At 72.7% G+C, this 20,155-nt stretch carries 6 protein-coding genes; 3 read left to right on the forward strand and 3 right to left on the reverse strand.

All coding sequences use genetic code 11. The features are described 5' to 3' along the window. Nucleotides 1–5: 5 nt before the first annotated feature. The 3 genes from ACFWW9_RS00145 to ACFWW9_RS00155 all read left to right on the forward strand — a co-directional run bounded on the left by ACFWW9_RS00145 (nt 6) and on the right by ACFWW9_RS00155 (nt 15,249). Entirely contained in the window at nt 6–2,738 is a 2,733-nt protein-coding gene (locus ACFWW9_RS00145) for an ATP-binding protein (protein WP_390370161.1), read from the forward strand. A gap of 99 nt (nt 2,739–2,837) precedes the next feature. Beyond that, complete coding sequence (locus tag ACFWW9_RS00150; RefSeq protein ID WP_390370162.1) at nt 2,838–9,467, forward strand: LamG-like jellyroll fold domain-containing protein; 6,630 nt, start codon at nt 2,838–2,840, stop codon at nt 9,465–9,467. 19 nt (nt 9,468–9,486) lie between these two features. Beyond that, nucleotides 9,487–15,249, forward strand: a complete 5,763-nt coding sequence (locus ACFWW9_RS00155) for an RHS repeat-associated core domain-containing protein (RefSeq protein ID WP_390370164.1) — start codon at nt 9,487–9,489, stop codon at nt 15,247–15,249. A gap of 46 nt (nt 15,250–15,295) precedes the next feature. Here the strand turns inward: ACFWW9_RS00155 and ACFWW9_RS00160 are convergent, their stop codons facing one another. The 3 genes from ACFWW9_RS00160 to ACFWW9_RS00170 form a co-directional block, all read right to left on the reverse strand. Beyond that, nucleotides 15,296–18,490, reverse strand: a complete 3,195-nt coding sequence (locus tag ACFWW9_RS00160; protein WP_390370165.1) for a tetratricopeptide repeat protein — start codon at nt 18,488–18,490, stop codon at nt 15,296–15,298. 241 nt (nt 18,491–18,731) lie between these two features. Further along, complete coding sequence (locus ACFWW9_RS00165) at nt 18,732–19,298, reverse strand: ester cyclase (RefSeq protein ID WP_390370166.1); 567 nt, start codon at nt 19,296–19,298, stop codon at nt 18,732–18,734. A gap of 29 nt (nt 19,299–19,327) precedes the next feature. Beyond that, nucleotides 19,328–20,089, reverse strand: a complete 762-nt coding sequence (locus ACFWW9_RS00170; RefSeq protein ID WP_390370167.1) for an SDR family NAD(P)-dependent oxidoreductase — start codon at nt 20,087–20,089, stop codon at nt 19,328–19,330. Nucleotides 20,090–20,155: the final 66 nt, after the last annotated feature.

Consider the following 20,155-nt stretch of genomic DNA (forward strand, 5'->3'; position numbering starts at 1 on the left):
TCGCGTTGCCGTCCATCGTGGGTCGGGAGCCTGAACTCGGTGTGCTGCTCGACGCCGTCGGACGGGTGTCGGCCGGCGGCGTGGTCGGCGTGCTGGTGTCCGGCGAGGCCGGGATCGGCAAGTCGAGCCTGCTCGGCGAGGCCGTGCGGCGGTTGCGCGACGGTGGACGGCTGGTGCTCGTCGCCGAGGAGGAGGACCTGGGGCGGCGGATCCCGTACGCCGCGTTGACCAGCGCGTTGCGCTCCTCCGGTGAGCTGCCCGCAGAGTTGGACGAGGTGCGGCGGGCGGCGCTCGCGGCGATGGACCTGACCGAGCCGAGCACGTTCGGGCGGTCGTGCGAACTGGTGGCGCGGCTGCTGGCCGGGTTGTCCGCGGCCGGGCCGGTCGTGCTGGTGCTGGACGACCTGGACCACGTGGACGACGACTCGTTGGCGTTGCTGGCCGTGGTGCTGCGGCGGCTCTCCGCCGCGCCGCTCGCGCTGATCGCCGCCGCCCGCACCCACGACCGCTCCGACTTCGCGGACCGGGTGGAGCGGCACACCGAGGTGTGCCGGATCGCGCTCGCGCCGCTGTCGGACGACGCCATCGGCCACGTCGTGGAGGCCGTGCTCGACTCGCGGGTCGACGAGGCGCTCGCGCGGGAGGTCCGGCGGCGCGCGGACGGGAACCCGTTCTTCGCCACGGAGATCGCGAGGTCGTTGCGGGAGTTGGACTTCGTCGCGGTCGACGGCGACCGGGCGCGGCTGGCCGTGATGCCGGAGGACATCCGGCTCACCCGCGCCGACGCCGTGCTGCGCCGGGTCGCGCCGCTGGAGCCGGACGCCCGCGCCGTGGCACGGGCGGTGGCGGTCCTGCGGCGGGTGCGGCTGGACCAGATCGGGCTGCTGGCCCGCGTGGCGTCGCTGCCGGAGGCCACGGTGGCGACGGCGTTCGACGACCTGCTGCGCGCGCACGTCGTGGTGCGCGACGACGACCGCGGCTACCGGTTCTCGCACGCGATCGTCGCGGACGCGCTGTACCAGGAGATCGGTCCCGCGCAACGGCGGCAGCTGCACCGCCTGGTCGGCGAGCACCTGTCGGACGACCGCGCGAGGGGCCTGCCGGTCGACCTCATGCGGCTCGCGTGGCACCTCGGCGAGTCCGCCGTGCCCGGTGACGAGACGGCCGTGCGGGTCCTCGCCGAGGCAGCCGCCCTGGCTCGCACGACCGCGCCGGAGACCGCGGCCTCGCTGTGCGCGCGGGCGTTGCCGCTCGTGCCCGCCGGATCGCCCCGGCACGCCGAACTGCTGGCGTTGCGCTGCCGCGTGCTCGCGCGGGCGTCCCGGCCCGCGGCGGCGATCGAGCCGGGACTGGCCGCGCTCGCCGAGCTGCCGCGCGGGCCGGACCGCGACCGGGTCGCCACGGCCGTGCTCACGAGCCTGTTCGCGGTGGGACGGGTGGACGACGCGCTGCGGCTCGCCGACGACGAGATCCGCGCGGGCGAGGTGCCGCCCGCGCTGCTCGCGCAACGGGCGCTGCTGCTCGTGTTCACCGGCCGCTACGACGACGCGTCGGCCGAGAGCGAGCGGATCGAGGCGCTGCCCGCGTTCGCGCCCGCCGAGGGCGTGGTGGTGTTCGAGCAGCTGGCGATGGTCGCGTCCATGCTGTTCCGGCACGAGAAGACGGTGGAGTACGCCAACCGCGCGCTGAGGTCGAGCGACGGCCAGCCCGGTCTGGAACTCCAGGCGCTCGCGGTGTGCGCGTCGACGGCGGCGCTGTCCGGGCTGGTGCACGACGCCACCTGGCGGCTGCGGCGGGCCGAGCGGTTGAGCAGCGGGACGGCGTTCCTCGGGGAGCTCCAGGTCACGCGGGTCGCGCTGGACTGGCTCGGCGGCCGGTGGGACGCGTGCCTCGACCGGCTCGGGCGGGCCACGGCGGAACTCGGCACCCGGCAGGAGCTGATGCTGCTGGAGGGCGTGCGGGCGATCGAGCTGGAGATCCGGACGTGGCGCGGCGAGCTGGACATCGGCGCCCGGCTCGCCGCCGTCGCGCCGCCGGTCAGCCCCACGATGTCCCGGCTCTACGCGATGGCGCTCGCCGGGTACCTGGCCGCGCGCGGCGACGTGGAGGGCGCGCGGCACGTGGTCACGACGGCCGTGGACGCGCTGGGCAAGGCCGCCTACAGCTCCGTGCTGCTCGGCCGGATGATCGAGATCGACCTGGCGCACGGCGACGCCGACCACGCCCGCCGCGTGGAGGACCACTTCCGCGAGGTGTCCGAGCTGCGCGGCGCACCGTGGACGCGGACCACGTTCCTGCGGGTCACCGGCCTGCTCGAACGGGACGCGGACCTGCTGCGCAGCGCCGTCACCGAGGCCGGGACGGGCGGGCTGGAGTTCGAGAAGGCCCGCGCCCAGCTCGCGCTCGGGCAGGTCGACGACGGCGCGAGGGCCGAGCTGGGCGAGGCGTACACGACGTTCCAGCGGCTCGGCGTCCACGGTCTGCGCAGGCAGGCGGGGGCGCGGCTGCGGGAGGTGGGCGCGCCGGTGCCGAGGGCGCGGGCGAAGGCGCCGGGGCTGCTCACCGAGGCCGAGGCCACCGTCGCCCGGCTGGTGCAGCAGGGGATGCGCAACCGCGACATCGCCGCCGCCCTGCACTACAGCCCTCGGACCGTCGAGGTCTACCTGTCACGGGTCTTCGGCAAGCTGCACGTGTCCTCCCGCCTGGAACTGGCCCGTCTGCTGGACTCCATGCCCTAGGAGCGGTGGGGCCTGATGTCGGTTTGATGCCCGTTTGATGCCGCCGTTCCGCATGATTCCGCCTGTCTGTCCACTGGGGACCGCGGGGGAGGAATCACGGTGCGTCTGCGTCGTGTGGTGGTGGCCGGTGCGGTCATCGCGCTGATGGGTTCGATGCTGACGCTGCTCACGGGCAGCGTTCAGGTGGCGGCGCCGCCGCCCGCGCCGGTCGCCGAGGCGGCGAACGCGCCCGCGGCCATGGTGGCCGCCCGATCGCAGGGCACTCGGGTGGAGGTCGCCGACGAGCGGACCCAGACCCGTGCGGTGTACGCCAACCCCGGTGGCACGCTCACGGCCGAGCTGACCGCGGTGCCCGTTCGGGTGCGGAAGGACGGCGAGTGGGTCGGTGTCGACACGAACCTCGGCAAGCGGTCCGACGGCGTGGTCGCGCCCGAGGCCGCCGACGGCGACCTGACCCTGTCCCCCGGCGGTGACGCCGCGCTCGCGACCCTGCGGAGGGACGGGAAGTCGCTGGCGCTGTCCTGGCCCGGCACGCTGCCCGAACCCGAGCTGTCCGGCTCGCGGGCCACCTACCGGGGCGTCCTCCCCGGCGTGGACCTGGTGATGATCGCCGAACGGGACGGCTTCCGCCAGCACCTCGTGGTGCGCGACGCGGAGGCCGCGCGCAACCCCGCGCTCCAGGAGGTCCGACTGGCGGTGAAGGCCGACGGCCTCACGCTGACCGCAGACGGGGAGGGCGCGCTGCGCGCCGTCGACGCCGGAGGGGCCGAGGTGTTCGGCGCGCCGCCGTCGACGATGTGGGACGCGGCCGGGCGCACCGCGCGGGTCGGGGTGTCCGTCGTCGACGGCGCGGTGGTGCTGGCACCGGACGCGGGGTTCCTCGCCGACCCCGAGGTGAAGTTTCCGGTGACGGTGGACCCGACGCTCACCACGATCCAGAAGTGGGGTTGGGCGAACGTGCTGTCCGGCCACCCGAACAGCTCGTACTGGTGGACCAGCGGCGACGGCAACGCGCAGGTCGGGCAGTGCCCGAAGGACCTGCCTCCGGACGGCAGCTGGTGCAGCGGGATCGGGGAGGGACAGGCCTACTTCCAGTACGACACCTCGGGCCTGGCCGGGAAGACGCTGCTCGGCGCCACGTTCACCACGGTCGCCATCTCCAGCCCCGACTGCTCCGACCGGGAACAGGTCGTCTACCGCGCCAACGGCGGGATCTGGAACGGCATGACCTGGAACAACCGGCCGGGCGGCGGCTGGAACCGCACCAGGTCGGTGCCCGGCGTGCACAGCGGGACCTGCGGCACGGGCTGGAAGGAGGTGGGGTGGGACATCCCGGTCGACCTGATCGACGCCGGGGGGCACACCCCGCTGTTCCTGGCGGCGAAGAGCTCGACCGACCAGTACGCGTGGCGCAAGTACGACCCGGCGCAGACCGTCCTGAAGGTCACCTGGAACCGCACGCCGTACGTGCCCGGCGGGCTCGCCACCGACCCGGCGCTGACCACGCCGTGCAAGTTCTGCGGAGGCCTGTCCTACGTCGGCCAGGACACCATGACGCTGAGCGCGCAGCTCTCCGACCCGGACGGCGACCCGCTCTACCCGCAGTGGCGGGTCTCGGCGAACGGCACCGAGATCGCGTCGTGGAACGGGTCCCAGCAGGCGTCCGGCGCGGTGCACACCGCGCAGATCGGCCTGGGGGACAAGGACGGCCAGCGGATCGGCTGGTGGGTGCACGCCTCGGACGGCGTGACCTCCAGCGCGCAAGCCGACGGCGCCCAGTTCGTCGTCGACCGCACGCCCGTGGACAAGCCGCCGACCGTGTCGTCCGACCTGTACCCGGAGGACAACCGCTGGCACGGCGGCAGCGACGTGCCGGGCACCTTCACCTTCGGCAGCAACGGCGTCGGCGACGTCGACCACTACACGTACGGCTGGTCGGAGCAGTCGACCTTCACGGTGGACGCCGACGCCCTCGGTGGCGGCGCGACCGTGAAGGTGGATGTGGAGGGCGACGGCCCGCACACGCTCTACGTGCGCAGCCACGACCGGGCGAACCACCCGAGCCCGGTGCGCGAGTACCGGTTCTACGTCCGCGCGGGCAACGGCCCGCTGGCGCAGTGGTCGTTCGACGGCAACGCGCAGGACACCGCGTTCCTCGGCGACCGGCACGGCACGCTGAACAACGGCGCGACGATCCAGGCGGGCGGCGCGGTCGGCTCGGCCGTCAAGCTCGACGGCGTCGACGACGACGTGACCGCGCCGAACGCGATCCGCAACGCGGCCGGGTTCACCGCGTCGGCGTGGGTCAACCTCCAGCGCGGCACCGGCCCACGGGCGGTGGTGAGCCAGGACGGCCTGAAGTTCCCCGGTTTCACCCTGTGGTACCGGGCCGAGGACGACGGCAGCACGCCGCGCTGGGTGTTCGGGAAGCCCGCGTCGACCGACTCGTTCACGAGCGTCGCGATGGCGGCGTCGGCGCCCGGCGTGCCGCAGCTGAACACCTGGACGCACCTGGCGGGCGTGTACGACCCGGACGCCGGTGAGATCCGGCTCTTCGTCGACGGCAGGCTCGCCGGGACCGCCCCCGCCCCGCCGACCACGGGCAACGCGGGCGGGCCGGTCAGGATCGGCCGGACCCTCTGGGACGGCAAGCTCGTCGACCAGTGGACCGGTGCGATCGACGAGGTGCAGGTCTTCGACCGCCCGCTGTCGGCGAGCGAGGTCGTGGGCCTGGTCAGCGCGGGCAACGTCCAGGTCGCGCACTGGAAGTTCGACGACGACAAGGGCACGACCGCCCGCAACGCGGTCGAGGGCGGCACGGACGTGGTGCTGGAGGGCGGCGCGTCGTTCGTGTCCGACGGCGCGGTCGGTCGCGGGCTGCGCCTCGACGGCGTCACCGGCGGCGCCTCGACCCCCGGTCCGATGGTCCGCAGCGACCAGAGCTTCTCGGTCGCCGCGCACGTCCGCCTCGACGCCGACGTCGACGAGACCGGCACGTACACGGTGCTCAGCCAGGACGGCGAGCGGATCTGCGCGTTCTGCTTGCAGTACCAGAACAAGCGCTGGGTCTTCGTGCTGCCGCGCGTGGACGGCGACACGGGGGGCTACGACTGGGTGACCACGAGCTTCCAGCCGGTGCGCGGCCAGTGGTACCACTTGGCCGGCACGTACGACGCGACCGCGGGCAAGATCCGGCTGTACGTCGACGGCGAGCAGATCGGGGAGACCACGCGGGTCACGCCGTGGCGGGCCGCGCGCGCGTTCCGGATCGGCCAGTCGCTGGTTCCCGGCGTGACGCGCCAGCGGCTGCCCGGCACGGTCGACGACGTCCGCGTGTACAGCAGGGCGATCTCGCCGGACGAGGTCCGCGTGCTGGTCACCGGAGCCGGGGTGACCGCGGCGACGTGGAGGTTCGACGGCGACGCCGCCGAGCGGAACGGGAGGTTCCCCGGCACGATCGCGCCGGGCGCGGACTGGGCGGCCGGGCAGACGAACCAGCCCGACCCGAACGACCTCGCCCTGCGGCTCAACGGTTCCGGCTACGCCTCGACGGCCGCGCCGGTGGTGCGCACCGACCGCAGCTTCTCCGTCACGGCGTGGGCGCGGCTGGACAGGACCGGCGCGCGGGCGGCGGTGGTGTCGCAGAGCGGGCAGCACGTGGCCGGGTTCGACCTGCGCTCGCTCGCCGACGGGCGCTGGGCCTTCACGGCGATGAACAGCGACCAGCCGGGCACCGGTGACGAGGCCGCCGGGCCGGTCGCGCAGCCGGGCGTGTGGACGCACCTGGTCGGCGTGTACAGCAAGGACCGCGGGCGGATCGAGCTGTACGTCAACGGCGTGCTCGCCGCCTCGGCCGCGCACACCGGCGGGTTCGACGCCACCGGCGGCGTCCAGTTCGGCCGGTCGCTGTGGGCCGACGACCCGAACACCGAGAAGTTCACCGGCGCCATCGACGACGTCTCGCTCTACAGCCGCGCGCTGCTCGCGGGGGAGGTCCAGACGATGGCCGGGCGCGACGTCAGCCTCGGGCACAACTGGACGTTCGACGAGGGCAGGGGCACGCTCGGCGGCGACGCCGTCGGGGCGAGGCCCGCGACGCTCGGCGCGGGCGCGACGTTCGCCCCCGGACGGCTCGGCAACGCGCTCGACCTGCCCGGCGGCGGCGCCTACGCCGCGACGTCGGGGGTGGACGTGCGCACCGACACCAGCTTCACGGTGTCCGCGTGGGTGAACCTCAAGGACAACCCGTGCGACCTCGACACGACGCCGAAGTGCTTCCTCAGCGCGGTGTCGTTGGACGGCGGCAACGGCACGAGCAAGTTCCGGCTCGGGCACGTCGTCGACGACAACGGCCACAACGGCAACTGGATCTTCGAGGTGCCGGAGGAGGGCGGCTCGGTGACCAAGGCCGCGCTGGAGGTCCGGGACGGCGAGCTGAACCACTGGGTGCACCTGGCGGGCGTGTACGACGCGCCGAGCAAGACGATCTGGCTGTACGTCGACGGCGTCCGCAAGGAGTTCGGCACGCTGCTGCGGCCGTGGCAGGGCGTCGGCGGGCTGCAACTCGGCCGGGCGCGCACGGCGGGCGAGTGGGGCGGCTACTGGCACGGCGGGATCGACGACGTGCGGCTCTACAGCGGCGCGCTGACCGCCGACCGGGTGTCCGCGCTGCACCGGTCCTACCCGACGGCGGCGCAGGCGCAGCTCCCGGTGGCCGATGCCGGGCGCTGGAAGTTCGACGAGAACACCGGCTCCTCGACGGCTGACGCCAGCGGGCGCGGCAAGACCGCCACGCTGACCTCGGGCGCGGGCTGGCACACCGGCCGCGCCGCGACGACCGGCTGGTTCGACGGCGCGACCGGCGCCGCGGAGACGTCCGGTCCGGTCGTCGACACGGCCAGGAGCTTCTCGGTCTCGGCGTGGGTCTACAACCTCGACAACACCCGCGACACCACGGTGTTCGGCCAGGACGGGGACCAGTTCAGCTCGTTCCAGGTCCGGTACGACCAGGCCGCGAAGAAGTGGGCCGCCGCGGTCCCGGTGGGCGGCGAGCAGAAGTACGTGCTGTCCACCGAGGCCGGGTACGTCGACGGCTGGGCGCACCTGGCGCTCGTCTACGACCAGCCGCTGGGCAGGCTGAAGCTCTACGTCAACGGCGGGCTCTCCGGGTCGGTGTCCGGTGTCACCGTGCCCGCGGCGAACGGGAGGTTCGCCATCGGCCGGTGCCGCCGCGACGGCGCGAGCGCCTGCTTCTTCAAGGGCGGTGTCGACGACGTCCGCGCGTACGGCAAGGCGCTGTCGGACGCCGAGGTCCAGAAGGTCCACGACGACGTCCCGCCCGCGGCGCGCGGGACGTGGCGCTTCGACGACGGCACGCTGACGGACTCGTCGTGGATCGGCAACACGACCACGCTGAGCGGCGTCGCGACCTACCCGGCGGGCCAGGCGGGCAAGGCGCTGCTGCTCGACGGCGCGTCCGCGGCCACCGCCGGGAACGTCGGGGTCGTCATGCGGGACAGCTTCACCGTGGCCGCGTGGGCGAAGCTGCACCGCGGTGACCGGGTGGCGACGGTCCTCGGCCAGGACGGCGCGCGGCACAGCGGGTTGGTGCTCCAGTACCGCCCCGAGGTCGGCCGGTGGATCTTCGGCGCCCCGGTCTCCGACGACGCCGACGCCGACAACCGCCCGCTGGTGTACGCGAACTCCCTGGCGGCGCCGACGCTCGGCGCCTGGACGCACCTGACCGGCGTCTACGACTACCCGGCGCGCCAGCTCCGGCTGTACGTCAACGGGGAGCTCGTCGGCACGAAGGACAACGTGCTGCTGTGGACGGCGTGGGGTGGCTTCACCATCGGCCGGGACAAGGAGAACGGCGTGCCCGCCGGGTTCTTCACCGGCGCGATCGACGAGGTGTACACCGACGAGGGCGTGGTGCCCGACGACGAGATCCGCGCCCGCGCCGGGTGGGCGACGCCCGCGGGTGGTCAGCTCGGCAGGTTCGTCGCCCCCGGCGACCACCGGACCGTGGCGGCCACCAGCGGGATCTGGGACCGGTTCACCGCGATCCCGGCCGGGTACCGGTTCGAGACCCCGTTGGGCGGGCTCCTGCCGGTGGGCACCGCCGGGACGCGCCCGATGTTCGGCTGCCTGCGCGACGACGTCGACGCGTTCACGTCGGTCGACCCGGCGTGCGAGGGCGCGACGAGGCTGGGCGAGCTGGGCGCGAGCTACGTCGACCAGCCCGCCGGGGTGACGACGATGCCGCTCTACCGGTGCGCGGTCAACGGCCAGAGGTTCGACTCGAACTCCACGACGTGCGAGGGCCAGGCGGTGGACGGCCTGCTCGGGTACGTCCCGGCGTACGCGCCGCTGGTCCGGTACGTCCTGCCGAGGACGGGCGAGCACTCGGCGGACGCGGCCGGACCTCCGCAGGGCTACCGGTTCGAGGGCACGCTCGGCCTGGTGGCGCGCACGAACGAGGCGGGGACGCAGCCCTTGCAGTCCTGTGTGGACGGATCGGACCGGTTCCTGTCGACGGACGTGGCGTGCGCGGGCAAGACCGTCGAGACCAGGGTCGGCTTCCTCTGGACCCAGCCGCCCGCCGGACGGCCGAGCGCCCAGGTGTTCCAGTGCGCGACGAACACCCGCGCGGAGCTGTTCGTCTCGAAGGAACCCGCCTGCGAGGGCCAGACCGTCCGCGGCTCGCTGGGCTACGTGCTCACCAGCTGAAAACCATGGGGGAGTTGTTGTGCGCAGGAGAACCAGACGTGGCCTGACCCTCGCGGTGGCCGCGCAGCTCGCGGCGTCCGTGCTCATGGCCGTCGCCGCACCCGCGGCGTGGGCCGGGGAGCCGTCGACACCGCTCGACAGCGTCCCGTCCGCGCCGGTGACCAGCCCGTCCTGGCGGACCGTCGAGTCCGACCAGGCGTCGGCGCGGGCGCTGTCGGGCAACCAGCCCGCCAAGCCCGCGCAGGAGGGCGCGGGCACGGCGACGGCGACGTCGCTCTCGCCGTCGGCGAGCTGGGCGGTGTCGCCGCACACCGGCGACTTCACCTGGTCGTACCCGTTGCGGGTGCCACCGGCGGCGGGCGGGTTGACGCCGAGCCTCGCGCTGTCGTACCGGTCGTCCGCGGTGGACGGCCGGACGACGGTGACCAACAACCAGCCGTCGTGGGTCGGCGACGGCTGGGCGTTGTCCTCGGGGTTCGTCGAGCGCACCTACGGGGGGTGCTCGGCGGACACCGAGGGCGACGTGAAGCCGCCGCAGGTGGGCGACCTGTGCTGGCGCAGCGACAACGCCACGGCGTCCTACGGCGGCGCGGGCGGGATGCTGATCCGGGACGACGTGACCGGGAAGTGGCGGTCGCGCTCCGACGACGGGTCGCGGATCGAGCGGTCCACCGGCGCGGGCAACGGTGACAACGACGGCGAGTCGTGGAAGATCACGACCGTCGACGGGACGCAGTACTTCTTCGGGACGGACGCGGGGTCGACCTGGACGGTGCCGGTGTTCGGCGACGACTCCGGCGAGCCGTGCCACGGCGCTTCGTTCGACGCGTCCTCGTGCACGCAGGCGTACCGGTGGAACCTGAGCCGCGTGGTCGACCGCAACGGCAACGAGATGCGGTTCTCCTACACGACCGAGACGAACTCCTACGGGTTCAACGGCAAGGCCAACGCCGTCAGCTACGTCCGCGGCGGGTACCTGGACCACATCGACTACGGCCTGCGGGACGGCGTCACGCAGGCGTCCGGGAGGGTCGTGTTCACGACGGCCGACCGGTGCGTGCCGGGCAGCGAGTGCAAGGCGGAGAAGAAGGACAACTGGCCGGACGTGCCGTGGGACGCCAAGTGCGACACGGCCACCTGCTCGGACACGCGCTCGCCGACGTTCTGGACCACCAAGCGGCTGGCGTCGGTGACCACGAAGGTGTGGCGCGGCACGGACTTCGGTGACGTCGACAGGTGGGAGCTGGACCAGCAGTACCCCGATCCCGGCGACGGGGAGAAGGCCGCGCTGTGGCTCAAGGGGATCAAGCACACCGGCCTGGCGGGCGGGACGGCGGAGATGCCGTCGGTGACGTTCCAGGGCACGCCGATGTACAACCGCGTCGAGATGCCGGAGGACGGCGCGTCGCCGCTGATGCGGTACCGCGTCACGGGAATCGTGTCCGAGACCGGTGGGATCACGTCGATCACGTACGAGTCGGAGTGCAAGGCGGGGACCATGCCCGCCAACCCCGAGAGCAACACCAAGCGGTGCTTCCCGGTGCGGTGGGCCAAGAAGAACTTCGCCGAGCGGACCGACTACTTCCACAAGTACGTCGTCACGGCGGTGACGCGGAGCGACCGGCTGACCGTGGACGGGCAGCCGAGGTCGACCTTCCCCGAGGAGGTCACCCGGTACGAGTACCTCGACGGCGCGGCCTGGCACTGGGACACCTCGGAGTTCACCAAGGACGACAAGCGGACGTGGAACGAGTTCCGCGGCTTCGGCCGGGTGCGGGTGCGCAACGGCACGGCGGACGACCCCGCGGGCCCGGTGACCATGTCCGAGCAGCGGTTCCACCGCGGCATGGACGGCGACCACCTCCCTTCGGGGACGCGGTCGGTGTCGGTGGCCGACTCCGAGGGCGGCTCGCGGACCGACTCGGACTGGTTGGCGGGCTTCGGTTTCGAGAGCGCGGTGTTCGAGCGGGAAGGACCTTCGGACCAGCCGGATCCGGCACGGGTGAGCAAGACGATCACCGAGCCCTCGGTGCAGGGCCCGACGGCGACGCGGGGCGCGTTCAAGGCGTACCTGGTGGGCACCGGGGTGGCGACGGGCTACACCGCCCTGGGCTCCGGCTGGCGCACGACGCGGACCGAGACCACCTACGACGACCTCGGCCTGGTGACCAAGGTCAACGACCTCGGCGATCCCGCCACGGCCGCCGACGACCGGTGCGCGCACACCGAGTACGCGCGCGACACCGACGCCTGGCTGATGGGCCTGCCGGGGCACGCCTGGACGGATTCCGTCCGCTGCGGCGCATCTCCGGAGTACCCCCGAGACGCGCTGGCGGACAACAAGACGACCTACGACGCACACGGCAACGTGGTGAAGACCGAGATCGCGAAGGAACGTCCGGCGGCGGGCCCGGTGTACCTCACGGCTGGGACTTCGGTCTACGACGTGCACGGGCGCGTCAAGTCCACCGCGGACGCCCTAGGGCGCACCACGAGGACGGCGTACACGCCGGAGACGGGCGGCCCGGTCACCAAGACCGTGGTCACCAGCCCCGGCACCGACGCCGTGCCCGGTGGACTGGTGAGGACCACGACCTACGACCCGGCGTGGGGACTGCCCACGCTGTCCAGCGACCCCAACTCGCGCAAGACGGAGACGCAGTACGACGCGCTCGGCCGCGCGGTCACGATGTGGACGCCGAGCTGGACCAAGGCCGACCACCCGGAGGTGCCCTTCCTGCGCACGGCGTACCTGGTGCGCGGCGACAAGCCGACGGTGGTCACCACTACCGGGATCGGCCCGACCGGCGTCGAGATCTCCGCGACCACGCTCTACGACGGGCTGCTCCGGGGCAGGCAGGTGCAGGCGCCCGCGACCGGCGGCGGAAGGCTGATCACCGATACGCGGTACGACTCGCAGGGCAGGCTGTGGAAGACCACCGCGCCGTACTACAACGACAAGGCCGTGGACACCGAGCTGCAGATGGCGTCCGATGTGCACGTTCCGGGGCACAGCCGGACGCACTTCGACGGAGCCGGACGCGCCGACGCGTCGGTCGTGTTCGCGGGCGCGTTCGAGGAGCGGCGGACCACGACGGCGTACTTCGGTGACCACGTGGACGTCACGCCGCCGCCGGGCGGGACCCCGACGTCGACGTACACCGACGTGCGGGGGCAGACCGTCGAGCTGCGGCAACACCACGACGGTGGCTTCGACTCGACGAAGTACACCTACGACAAAGCAGGCCGGGCCGAGACGGTGACCGATCCTTCGGGGGCGGTCTGGCGGTTCGGGTATGACTTCCTCGGCCGCCAGGTCAGCAGCGGCGACCCGGACAGCGGCCTGATCACCAAGACCTACGACGACGCGGGGCAGGTCCTCACGTCGCGGGACGCGCGCGGCGCGGTGCTGGCCTACTCCTACGACGCGCTGGGGCGCGAGACCGCGAAGTACTCGGGCGCCGTCGGCGGGACGAAGCTGGCGGAGTGGACGTACGACACGGTGACGAAGGGCAGGGGAAAGCCCGCGTCGTCGACCGCGTTCGTCGACGGGAAGGCCTACACCAGCAAGATCCTCAGCTACGACCCCGGGTACCGGCCCACCGGGACGTCCGTGATCATCCCGGCATCGGAAGGCCTGCTGGCGGGCACCTACTCGTCGTACACGGGGTACAACCCGGACGGGAGCCTGTCCAGCCAGTCCTACCCGGCGGCCGGTGAGCTGCCCGACGAGACCGTCAGCTTCGGCTACGACGCGGTCGGGTCGCTGGCCACCAGCTGGGGCGGCTACGACGGCTCGACCGTCGAACTGGTGTCGGCGACCGACTTCACCCGCTACGGCGAGCCGGCGCGGCTGACCCTGGGGACCGGCACGAAGCGGGTGTGGCTGTCGCAGTACTACGACCAGAACAACCGGCGCCTGACGCGGTCCGTCGTGGACACGGAAGCGCCGTCGCCGATGCAGTCCGACGTGCGCTACAGCTACGACGCGGTGGGCACGATCACGTCCGTCGCGGACGCGTTCGCCGGTGACGTCCAGTGCTTCCGCACCGACGGTCTGCGCAGGCTCACCGACGCGTGGACCGGCTCGTCGTGCTCGGCCGACCCGTCGGTGGCCGGTCTGCGCGGTCCTGCGCCGTATTGGCAGTCCTTCACCTACGACAAGGCGGGCAACCGGGTCACCGACACCCAGCACGCCGCTTCGGGCGACGTCGTCCGGACGTACGGGGGTCAGGTCCCAGGGCACGCTCACGCACTGGGTTCGGTGAGCGGGCCCGGTGGCGTCACGTCGTACACCTACACCGCCGCGGGCCAGTTGGCCTCGCGGTCGTCCGGCGAGCAGTTCAGGTGGGACGAGCAGGGGAAGCTCACGTCGGTGACGAAGGGGGCCCAGTCGACGTCGTACGTGTACGACCCCACGGGCAACCGGCTGATCCGGCGTGACCCGGCCGGGACGACGCTGTACCTGGGCAACCAGGAACTGCGGCTGTCGGCGGCCGGGGGCAACCCGACGGTGACGCGGTACTACGGCCACGGCAACCGCACGGTCGCGGTGCGCCACGGGCGTGGCCCCTTGACCTGGTTGGCATCGGACCACCAGAACACCGCGCAGACGGCCATCGACTCGGTCACCCTGGCGGTGACCAAGCGGCGGCAGACGCCCTTCGGTGGTCCGCGTGGCGGGGCGTCGACATTTCCTGGCGAACGCGGGTTCGTCGGCGGTGTGCTGGACTCCAGTACCGGCCTGACCCATCTCGGCGCACGCGAGTACGACCCGGACACCGGCCGGTTCATCTCGGTCGACCCGGTGCTCGACTCGGGGAATCCGCAGCAGCTCAACGGGTACACCTACAGCGACAACAACCCGATCACCACGAGCGACCCGTCGGGTCTGTTGCCGATGCACTGCATGGACGACTACTGCGGCCACTCCAGCCTCGGCCCGAAGAACCCGGTGGCCTCGCCACCCCCGTCGAAGCCCGCGGTCACCTCGACACCCACGCGGGCCGGGAAGAAGACGGCGTACGACCCGAAGCTGGTGTCGCGCAACGACCAGCAGGACATCACCTTCTGGATGACCTCGTACCGGTCCTATGTGATCAACGACGTCTGCGGAGGTCATCCGGGCAGGGCGCTGGAGGAGAACAACCTCGAATGCCTGGTCGCCTATGCGGAGTACCAGCACAGCGTGACCACGTCGTTGGTGCAGGAGGACATCCGGAAGGTGAAGGTGAAGGAGGCCGCCGAGGACGCGGGGGTCGCGCCACCGCCGATCACCGTCGACGGAGGGCTCGTCTTCAGCTGCCGGTCGTTGAGCGGCGGCGGGGGCGTCATCATCGGCACGGAGACCTGTGTCGACTCCAGCGGCACCATCACCGACGGCTGGAAGATCATGTTCGGCTTCGACGCGGGTATCTCCCGTTCGTACTCGGTGAAGTACGCGGCCAACCAGACGGACATGGACACCGCGGCGGGACCCGCGCTGGCCGTCGAAGGCAGCATCGGCCCGATCGACCTCTCGGCCTCGCGCGCCATCGAGGGGCTGAGCGACGACCGGAAGGACTACATCTGCCTCGATTGGGAGGATTGCTACAAGGGCAACCGCTCTTCGCAGTTGGCATGGGTCAAGATGAAGGACCCGGAGCAGTGGACCTTCGGTGGCGGCGTGCCTGCCAAGGCACACGACCTGCCGGGCGCCCACGCGCCCAAGCTGTGGTCGTTGACCGCCGGGTACGAGTGTTCCTGGGTGCGGACGAAGTTCGACTTCTGGTGCACGGGCTGATGCCTCCCGAGCGCTTCCGGGCGGTCAGACCGCCCGGAAGCGCTCACTAATCCGGCACACCCAGGTCGGTGAAGATCGCCAAGGCCGCCGAGGTCGACTCGGCGGCCTTGGTGGTTTCCCCGTTCGCCTCCCGGATCTCGGCCGCCACCCGCAGGGCGCGGGCCTCGTTGAGGCGTTGGCCGTCCTCGCGGGCGATCTTCAGGGCCCGGTCGACGTCTCGGGTCGCGGCCGGGTGGTTGGCGAGTGCCAGGTGTGCGGCCGCCATCTCCGTGAGCGCGGCGCACTCGAGCACCCGCATCCCGGTCTCGTTCATCTTGGCCAGTGCGAGTTCGGTGTGCGCCACCGCGTCCGACGGGCGGCCGATGGCCCGGTGCGCCGCCGCCAGTCCGATGAGGATGGACGCCTCGCCGTAGCGGAAGTTGATCTTCCTGGACAGCTCCAGCGCCGCCGCGTACCCCTCGATGCTCTCCAGGAGCCGGCCACGTCGTCGCGCGACCGTCGCGAGGATCTCCAGCGCGCCCGCCTCGTGCCGTCGCTCGCCGAGCTCGCGACCCTGGTCGAGGGCTTCGCGGGCCTGCTTCTCCGCGTCGTGGTAGCGGCCGAGGTCGCAGTAGGTCTCGGCCAGGCACACCAGCGCCGAGGTGACACCGTGCCGCATACCCGACTGGTCGGCGATCCTCATGCTCTCCTGGTGGCACTCGGCGGACTCGCGCAGCCGCCCGGCGGTCCAGTGGGCCAGGCCGAGGCCGTTGAGCGAGAGCAGCCGGATGTGCTGGTTGCCGATCCGCGCGCTCAGCTCGGCCGCCTTGGTGTGGCACGCGATCGCCGCCTCGACGCGGCCGAGCGAGAGCAGGGAGACACCGACGTAGTTGATCTCCCGCGCCTCGGTGTTCTCGTCGCCCGCCCGCCGGGCGATGACCAGGGCCCGCTCGTGGTGGCGCGCCGCGTCATGGGGCCTGCCGAGCTGGGAGCACACCCGGCCCAGCCCGTGGCGCGCCTCCGTCTCGGCCGCCGGGTCCACACCGGTGACGCTGCCTTCGAGCGCTCGGTCGAACCAGGCCAGCGCGGCGTCGTAGTCGCTGAGGTTGTACGCGATCATGCCCCGCAGCACGAACACGGAGACCTCGGCACGCAGGTCACCGGCCTCGCGGGCGGCGCCGAGGGCCGCGTTCGCCACCGCGAGCCCGTCCGCCGCGAGACCGCGTCCGGCGAAGTAGCCGCGCAGCGCGTCGGCCAGCAGCACGCTGTAGTGCCTCAGCCAGGGGGAGTTCGCCGCGCGTTCGGCGGCGGCGACCAGGTTCGGCCGCTCCGCGTCGAGCCAGCGCATCGCGGGCTCGTCGTCGTCGAACGTCGTCGGGTGCTCGTCCGCGCCGGGCAGGAGCCGCCGGAACAGCGGGAACAGCCGGTGCGTCGCCGCGGACGCGACGCCGAGGTAGTGGTCGAACAGCCGGGTCTCGGCCGCTGCCAGGTCACCGGACGTCTCGTCGGCGCGGGCGCGGTCGGCGGCGTACTCGCGGACCAGGTCGTGGAACTGGAACCGGGTGGGGCCGCGCCGGGTCAGCAGGCTCGCCGCGACCAGCCGGTCCAGGCAGCGGCGGGTCTGCGCGCCCGCGCCGGTCAGCGCCGCGGCCGCCGTCAGGTCGAAGTCCGGGCCCGGCACGCTGCCCAGCAGCCGGAACACCCGTCGGGCCCGCTCGTCGAGCGCCCGGTACGACAGCTGGAAGGTGGCCCGCACGGCGACGTCCGGGTCGCCTTCGATGGCCAGTTCCGCCAGCGGGTCGGCGCGCAGCGCGGCCACGTAGTCGCCGACCGTGGGGTGCCTGCCGCCGAGCAGGTTCGCCGCCGCGATCCGCAGCGCCAGCGGCAGGTGCCCGCACAGGTCGGCGAGCCTGCCGACGGCCGCGGGCTCGGCGTCGACCAGGTCCGCGCCGAGCAGGTCGGTGAGCAGCGCCAGGGTGTCCGACGGGGTCAGCACGTCCAGGGCGAGCACTCGCGCGTCGTTGAGCACCGTCAGGCCGCGCAGCTCGCCGCGGCTGGTCACCAGCGCCGCGCAACCGGGGTTCGGCGGCAGCAGCGGGCGGACCTGGTCGGCGTCGGCCGCGTTGTCCAGCACCACCAGCACCCGTCGGCCCGCGAGCATCTGCCGGTACAGCACGACCTGCTCGTCCAGCGTCATCGGCACGTGCGTGGCCGACACGCCGAGCGCGCGCAGGCACAGCGCCAGCGCCTGGGACTTGGACAGCGGCGACGTCGACGCGTACCCGCGCAGGTCGACGAACAGCTGGCCGTCCGGGAACCGCTCCGCCACCCGGTGCGCCCAGTGCACGGCCAGCGCGGTCTTGCCGATGCCGCCGGGGCCCGCGACCACCAGGGTCCGGTGCCGGGGAGGGGCGCCGAGCAGCGCGTCCAGCGCGGCCATGTCCGACGTCCGCCCGGAGAAGCTGGGCAGGTCCGCGGGCAGCTGGCAGACGGCGGGCACCGGCTCGGCGAGCGGGACCACCTCCTGCTCGGTCAGGACGGCGCGGTGGGCCGCGCGCAGCCGCGGCCCCGGCGAGACGCCGAGTTCCTCGGTGAACATCCGGTGCACGTCGCGGTAGGCCTCCAGCGCGTCCGCCTGCCGCCCGCTGCCGTGCAGCGCGAGGACGTACAACGCCCACAACGATTCCCGCCACGGGTGTTCCCTGGTGAGGGTGCCGAGTTCGCCGATGATCTCGCGGTGCCCGCCCAGTTGCAGGCTCACCTCCAGGTAGCGCTCCCTGGCGCTCAGCCGTTCCTCGGCCAGCGGCACGGCCTCGTCGCGCTGCAACGACTCGGACGGCACGTCCGCCAGCGGCGCGCCACGCCAGCAGGCCAGCGCCTCGGCCAGCAGCGTCCGCTCGGTCTCCGGTTCGGCCGTGCGAGCCCGGTCGACCAGTGCGCGGAAGCGCAGGAGGTCCAGTTGCGCGGGGGCCAACCGGAGCAGGTAGCCGTCGTTCCGGGTCTCGATCACGGCCTCGCCCAGCGCGCGGCGCAGCCGTTGCGCGTAGAGCCGGGCGCTCTTGCGGGCGGTCGGGGGCTGCTCGTCGCCCCACAGCTCCTCGGCGAGCCGGTCGACCGAGACCGTCGCGTTCGGGCGGAGCAGCAGCGCCGCCAGGATGATCCGCAGCTTCGGCCCGTTCACCGGCACCGGCGCGCCCCCGCGCGTCACGTCGAGCGGACCGAGGATCCCGAACGCCAGCTCGGATGTCTCGGATGTGGTCAACTCGCCCCCCTCGGGCCGACACGTCCTCCCTCGCGGGTGGACGCGCGGATTTCGTTCCCCCCTTGCCCGTGGGCGAGAGCGTAACCGGCGCGGTGCGGCAGGTGGCGAACTTCGGGAATTCCGGACGGCCGGAGGTGCGCCACGGGTTCCGCGGGGCCGGCTGCCGGACTTCCCGCTGGTCAGCCGCGACTCCGCAGGCGAACGGCCGGTCTCCAATGCCCACGCCAGTCCCGGTTGCCGGTCACCGGTTGACCGGCTGGGAGGCGGCGTTCACCAGCGTGGGCGGCAGGCCCGGCACGCCGAGTTGGACGAGGGCGCGGGTCGTGTCGAACTGGTCCCAGTGCTCGTACAGCTGCCCGTCGCGGACGGTCCAGACGTCCATGCCGTCGTACTCGATCTTCTGGCCGGTCGGCGGCGTGTCGAGGTAGGGAGCGCCGGTCACGGTGCCGGTGATGGTGAAGCGGGAGACCACCCGGTCGTTCGTGGCGAAGACGTCGCGGGCGGTGAACCTGATGTCCGGCATGACCGTGCGGAGGTACTGCATGGTGGTCAGCAGCCCGGCCCGGCCGGGAGGGGCGATGGCGTTGTGCTGGACGTAGGCGGGGGAGACCACGCGCTCGGCGAGCTTCTGCCGCCGGGCGGCGTCGTGCTCGTTCTCCATGGCCACGAACGTGCGGCCGAGGTCGGTGTTGCGCGCGACGAGGCCTTGGCCGGAGTAGGTGTCGTGCGCCTGGGCGGCGCCGGTCAGGACGGTGGTGAGCAGGACGCCCAGGGTCGCCGCGGTGATGGTCGATCTGAGTTTCGGCACGGGATTCTCCTTGCGGTGGAAGGGAAAGGTCAGACCTGGTCGGTGGGGCGGATGACGATCTCGGCGACGGCCCGGTGGCGGGGGCCGGTCACGATGTACTCGACGGCCTCGGCGATGTCGTCGGCGCGCAGCTTCTCCACGTCGGCGAACCGCGCCTCCATGCGCTCCTGGACGGCCTTGTCCTGCTGGGCGAACAGCTCGGTCTCGGTGAAGCCCGGCTCGACGACGGAGAAGCGGACGTTGCGGCGGGCGAACTCCTGCCGCCACGCCTCGGTCGCGGCGGTGACGCCGAACTTGGTCGCGTTGTAGACCGCGCCGAACGGCATCGGGAAACGGCCGGCGATCGAGCTGATGTTGACGACGTCGGCGACGTGCCGCGAGCTGGTGGCCGCGGCGTCGACGAGGTGCGGCAGGGCGGCCTTCGTGATGTTGAGCAGGCCGGTGAGGTTGATGTCGATCATCCGCTGCCAGTCGCCGAGCGGGGCCGCGAGCGCGTCGCCGGTGAGCATGACGCCCGCCGCGTTGACCAGGGTGTCGAGCCTGCCGAAGCGCTCGACGGTGGTGGCGACGGCCGTGGCGGCGGCGTCGGCGTCGGTCAGGTCGGCGGGCAGCGCGAGCGCGTGGCCGCCCTGCTCGGCGATCTCCTTGGCCAGCAGCTCGATCCGGTCCTCGCGGCGGGCGACGAGCACGACGGTGGCGCCCTGGGCGGCGAGCCTGCGGGCGGTGGCCTGGCCGATGCCGCTGCTGGCCCCGGTGACCAGGGCGACGGTGGACGTGAGGGTGGTGGACATGGCTGCTACCTCCGGAAACGTGATGTAAGAGTGCTCTCACATCAATGTAAGAGCTCTCTTACTTCA

Source organism: Umezawaea sp. NPDC059074 (assembly GCF_042738955.1).
Classification (GTDB): Bacteria; Actinomycetota; Actinomycetes; order Mycobacteriales; family Pseudonocardiaceae; genus Umezawaea.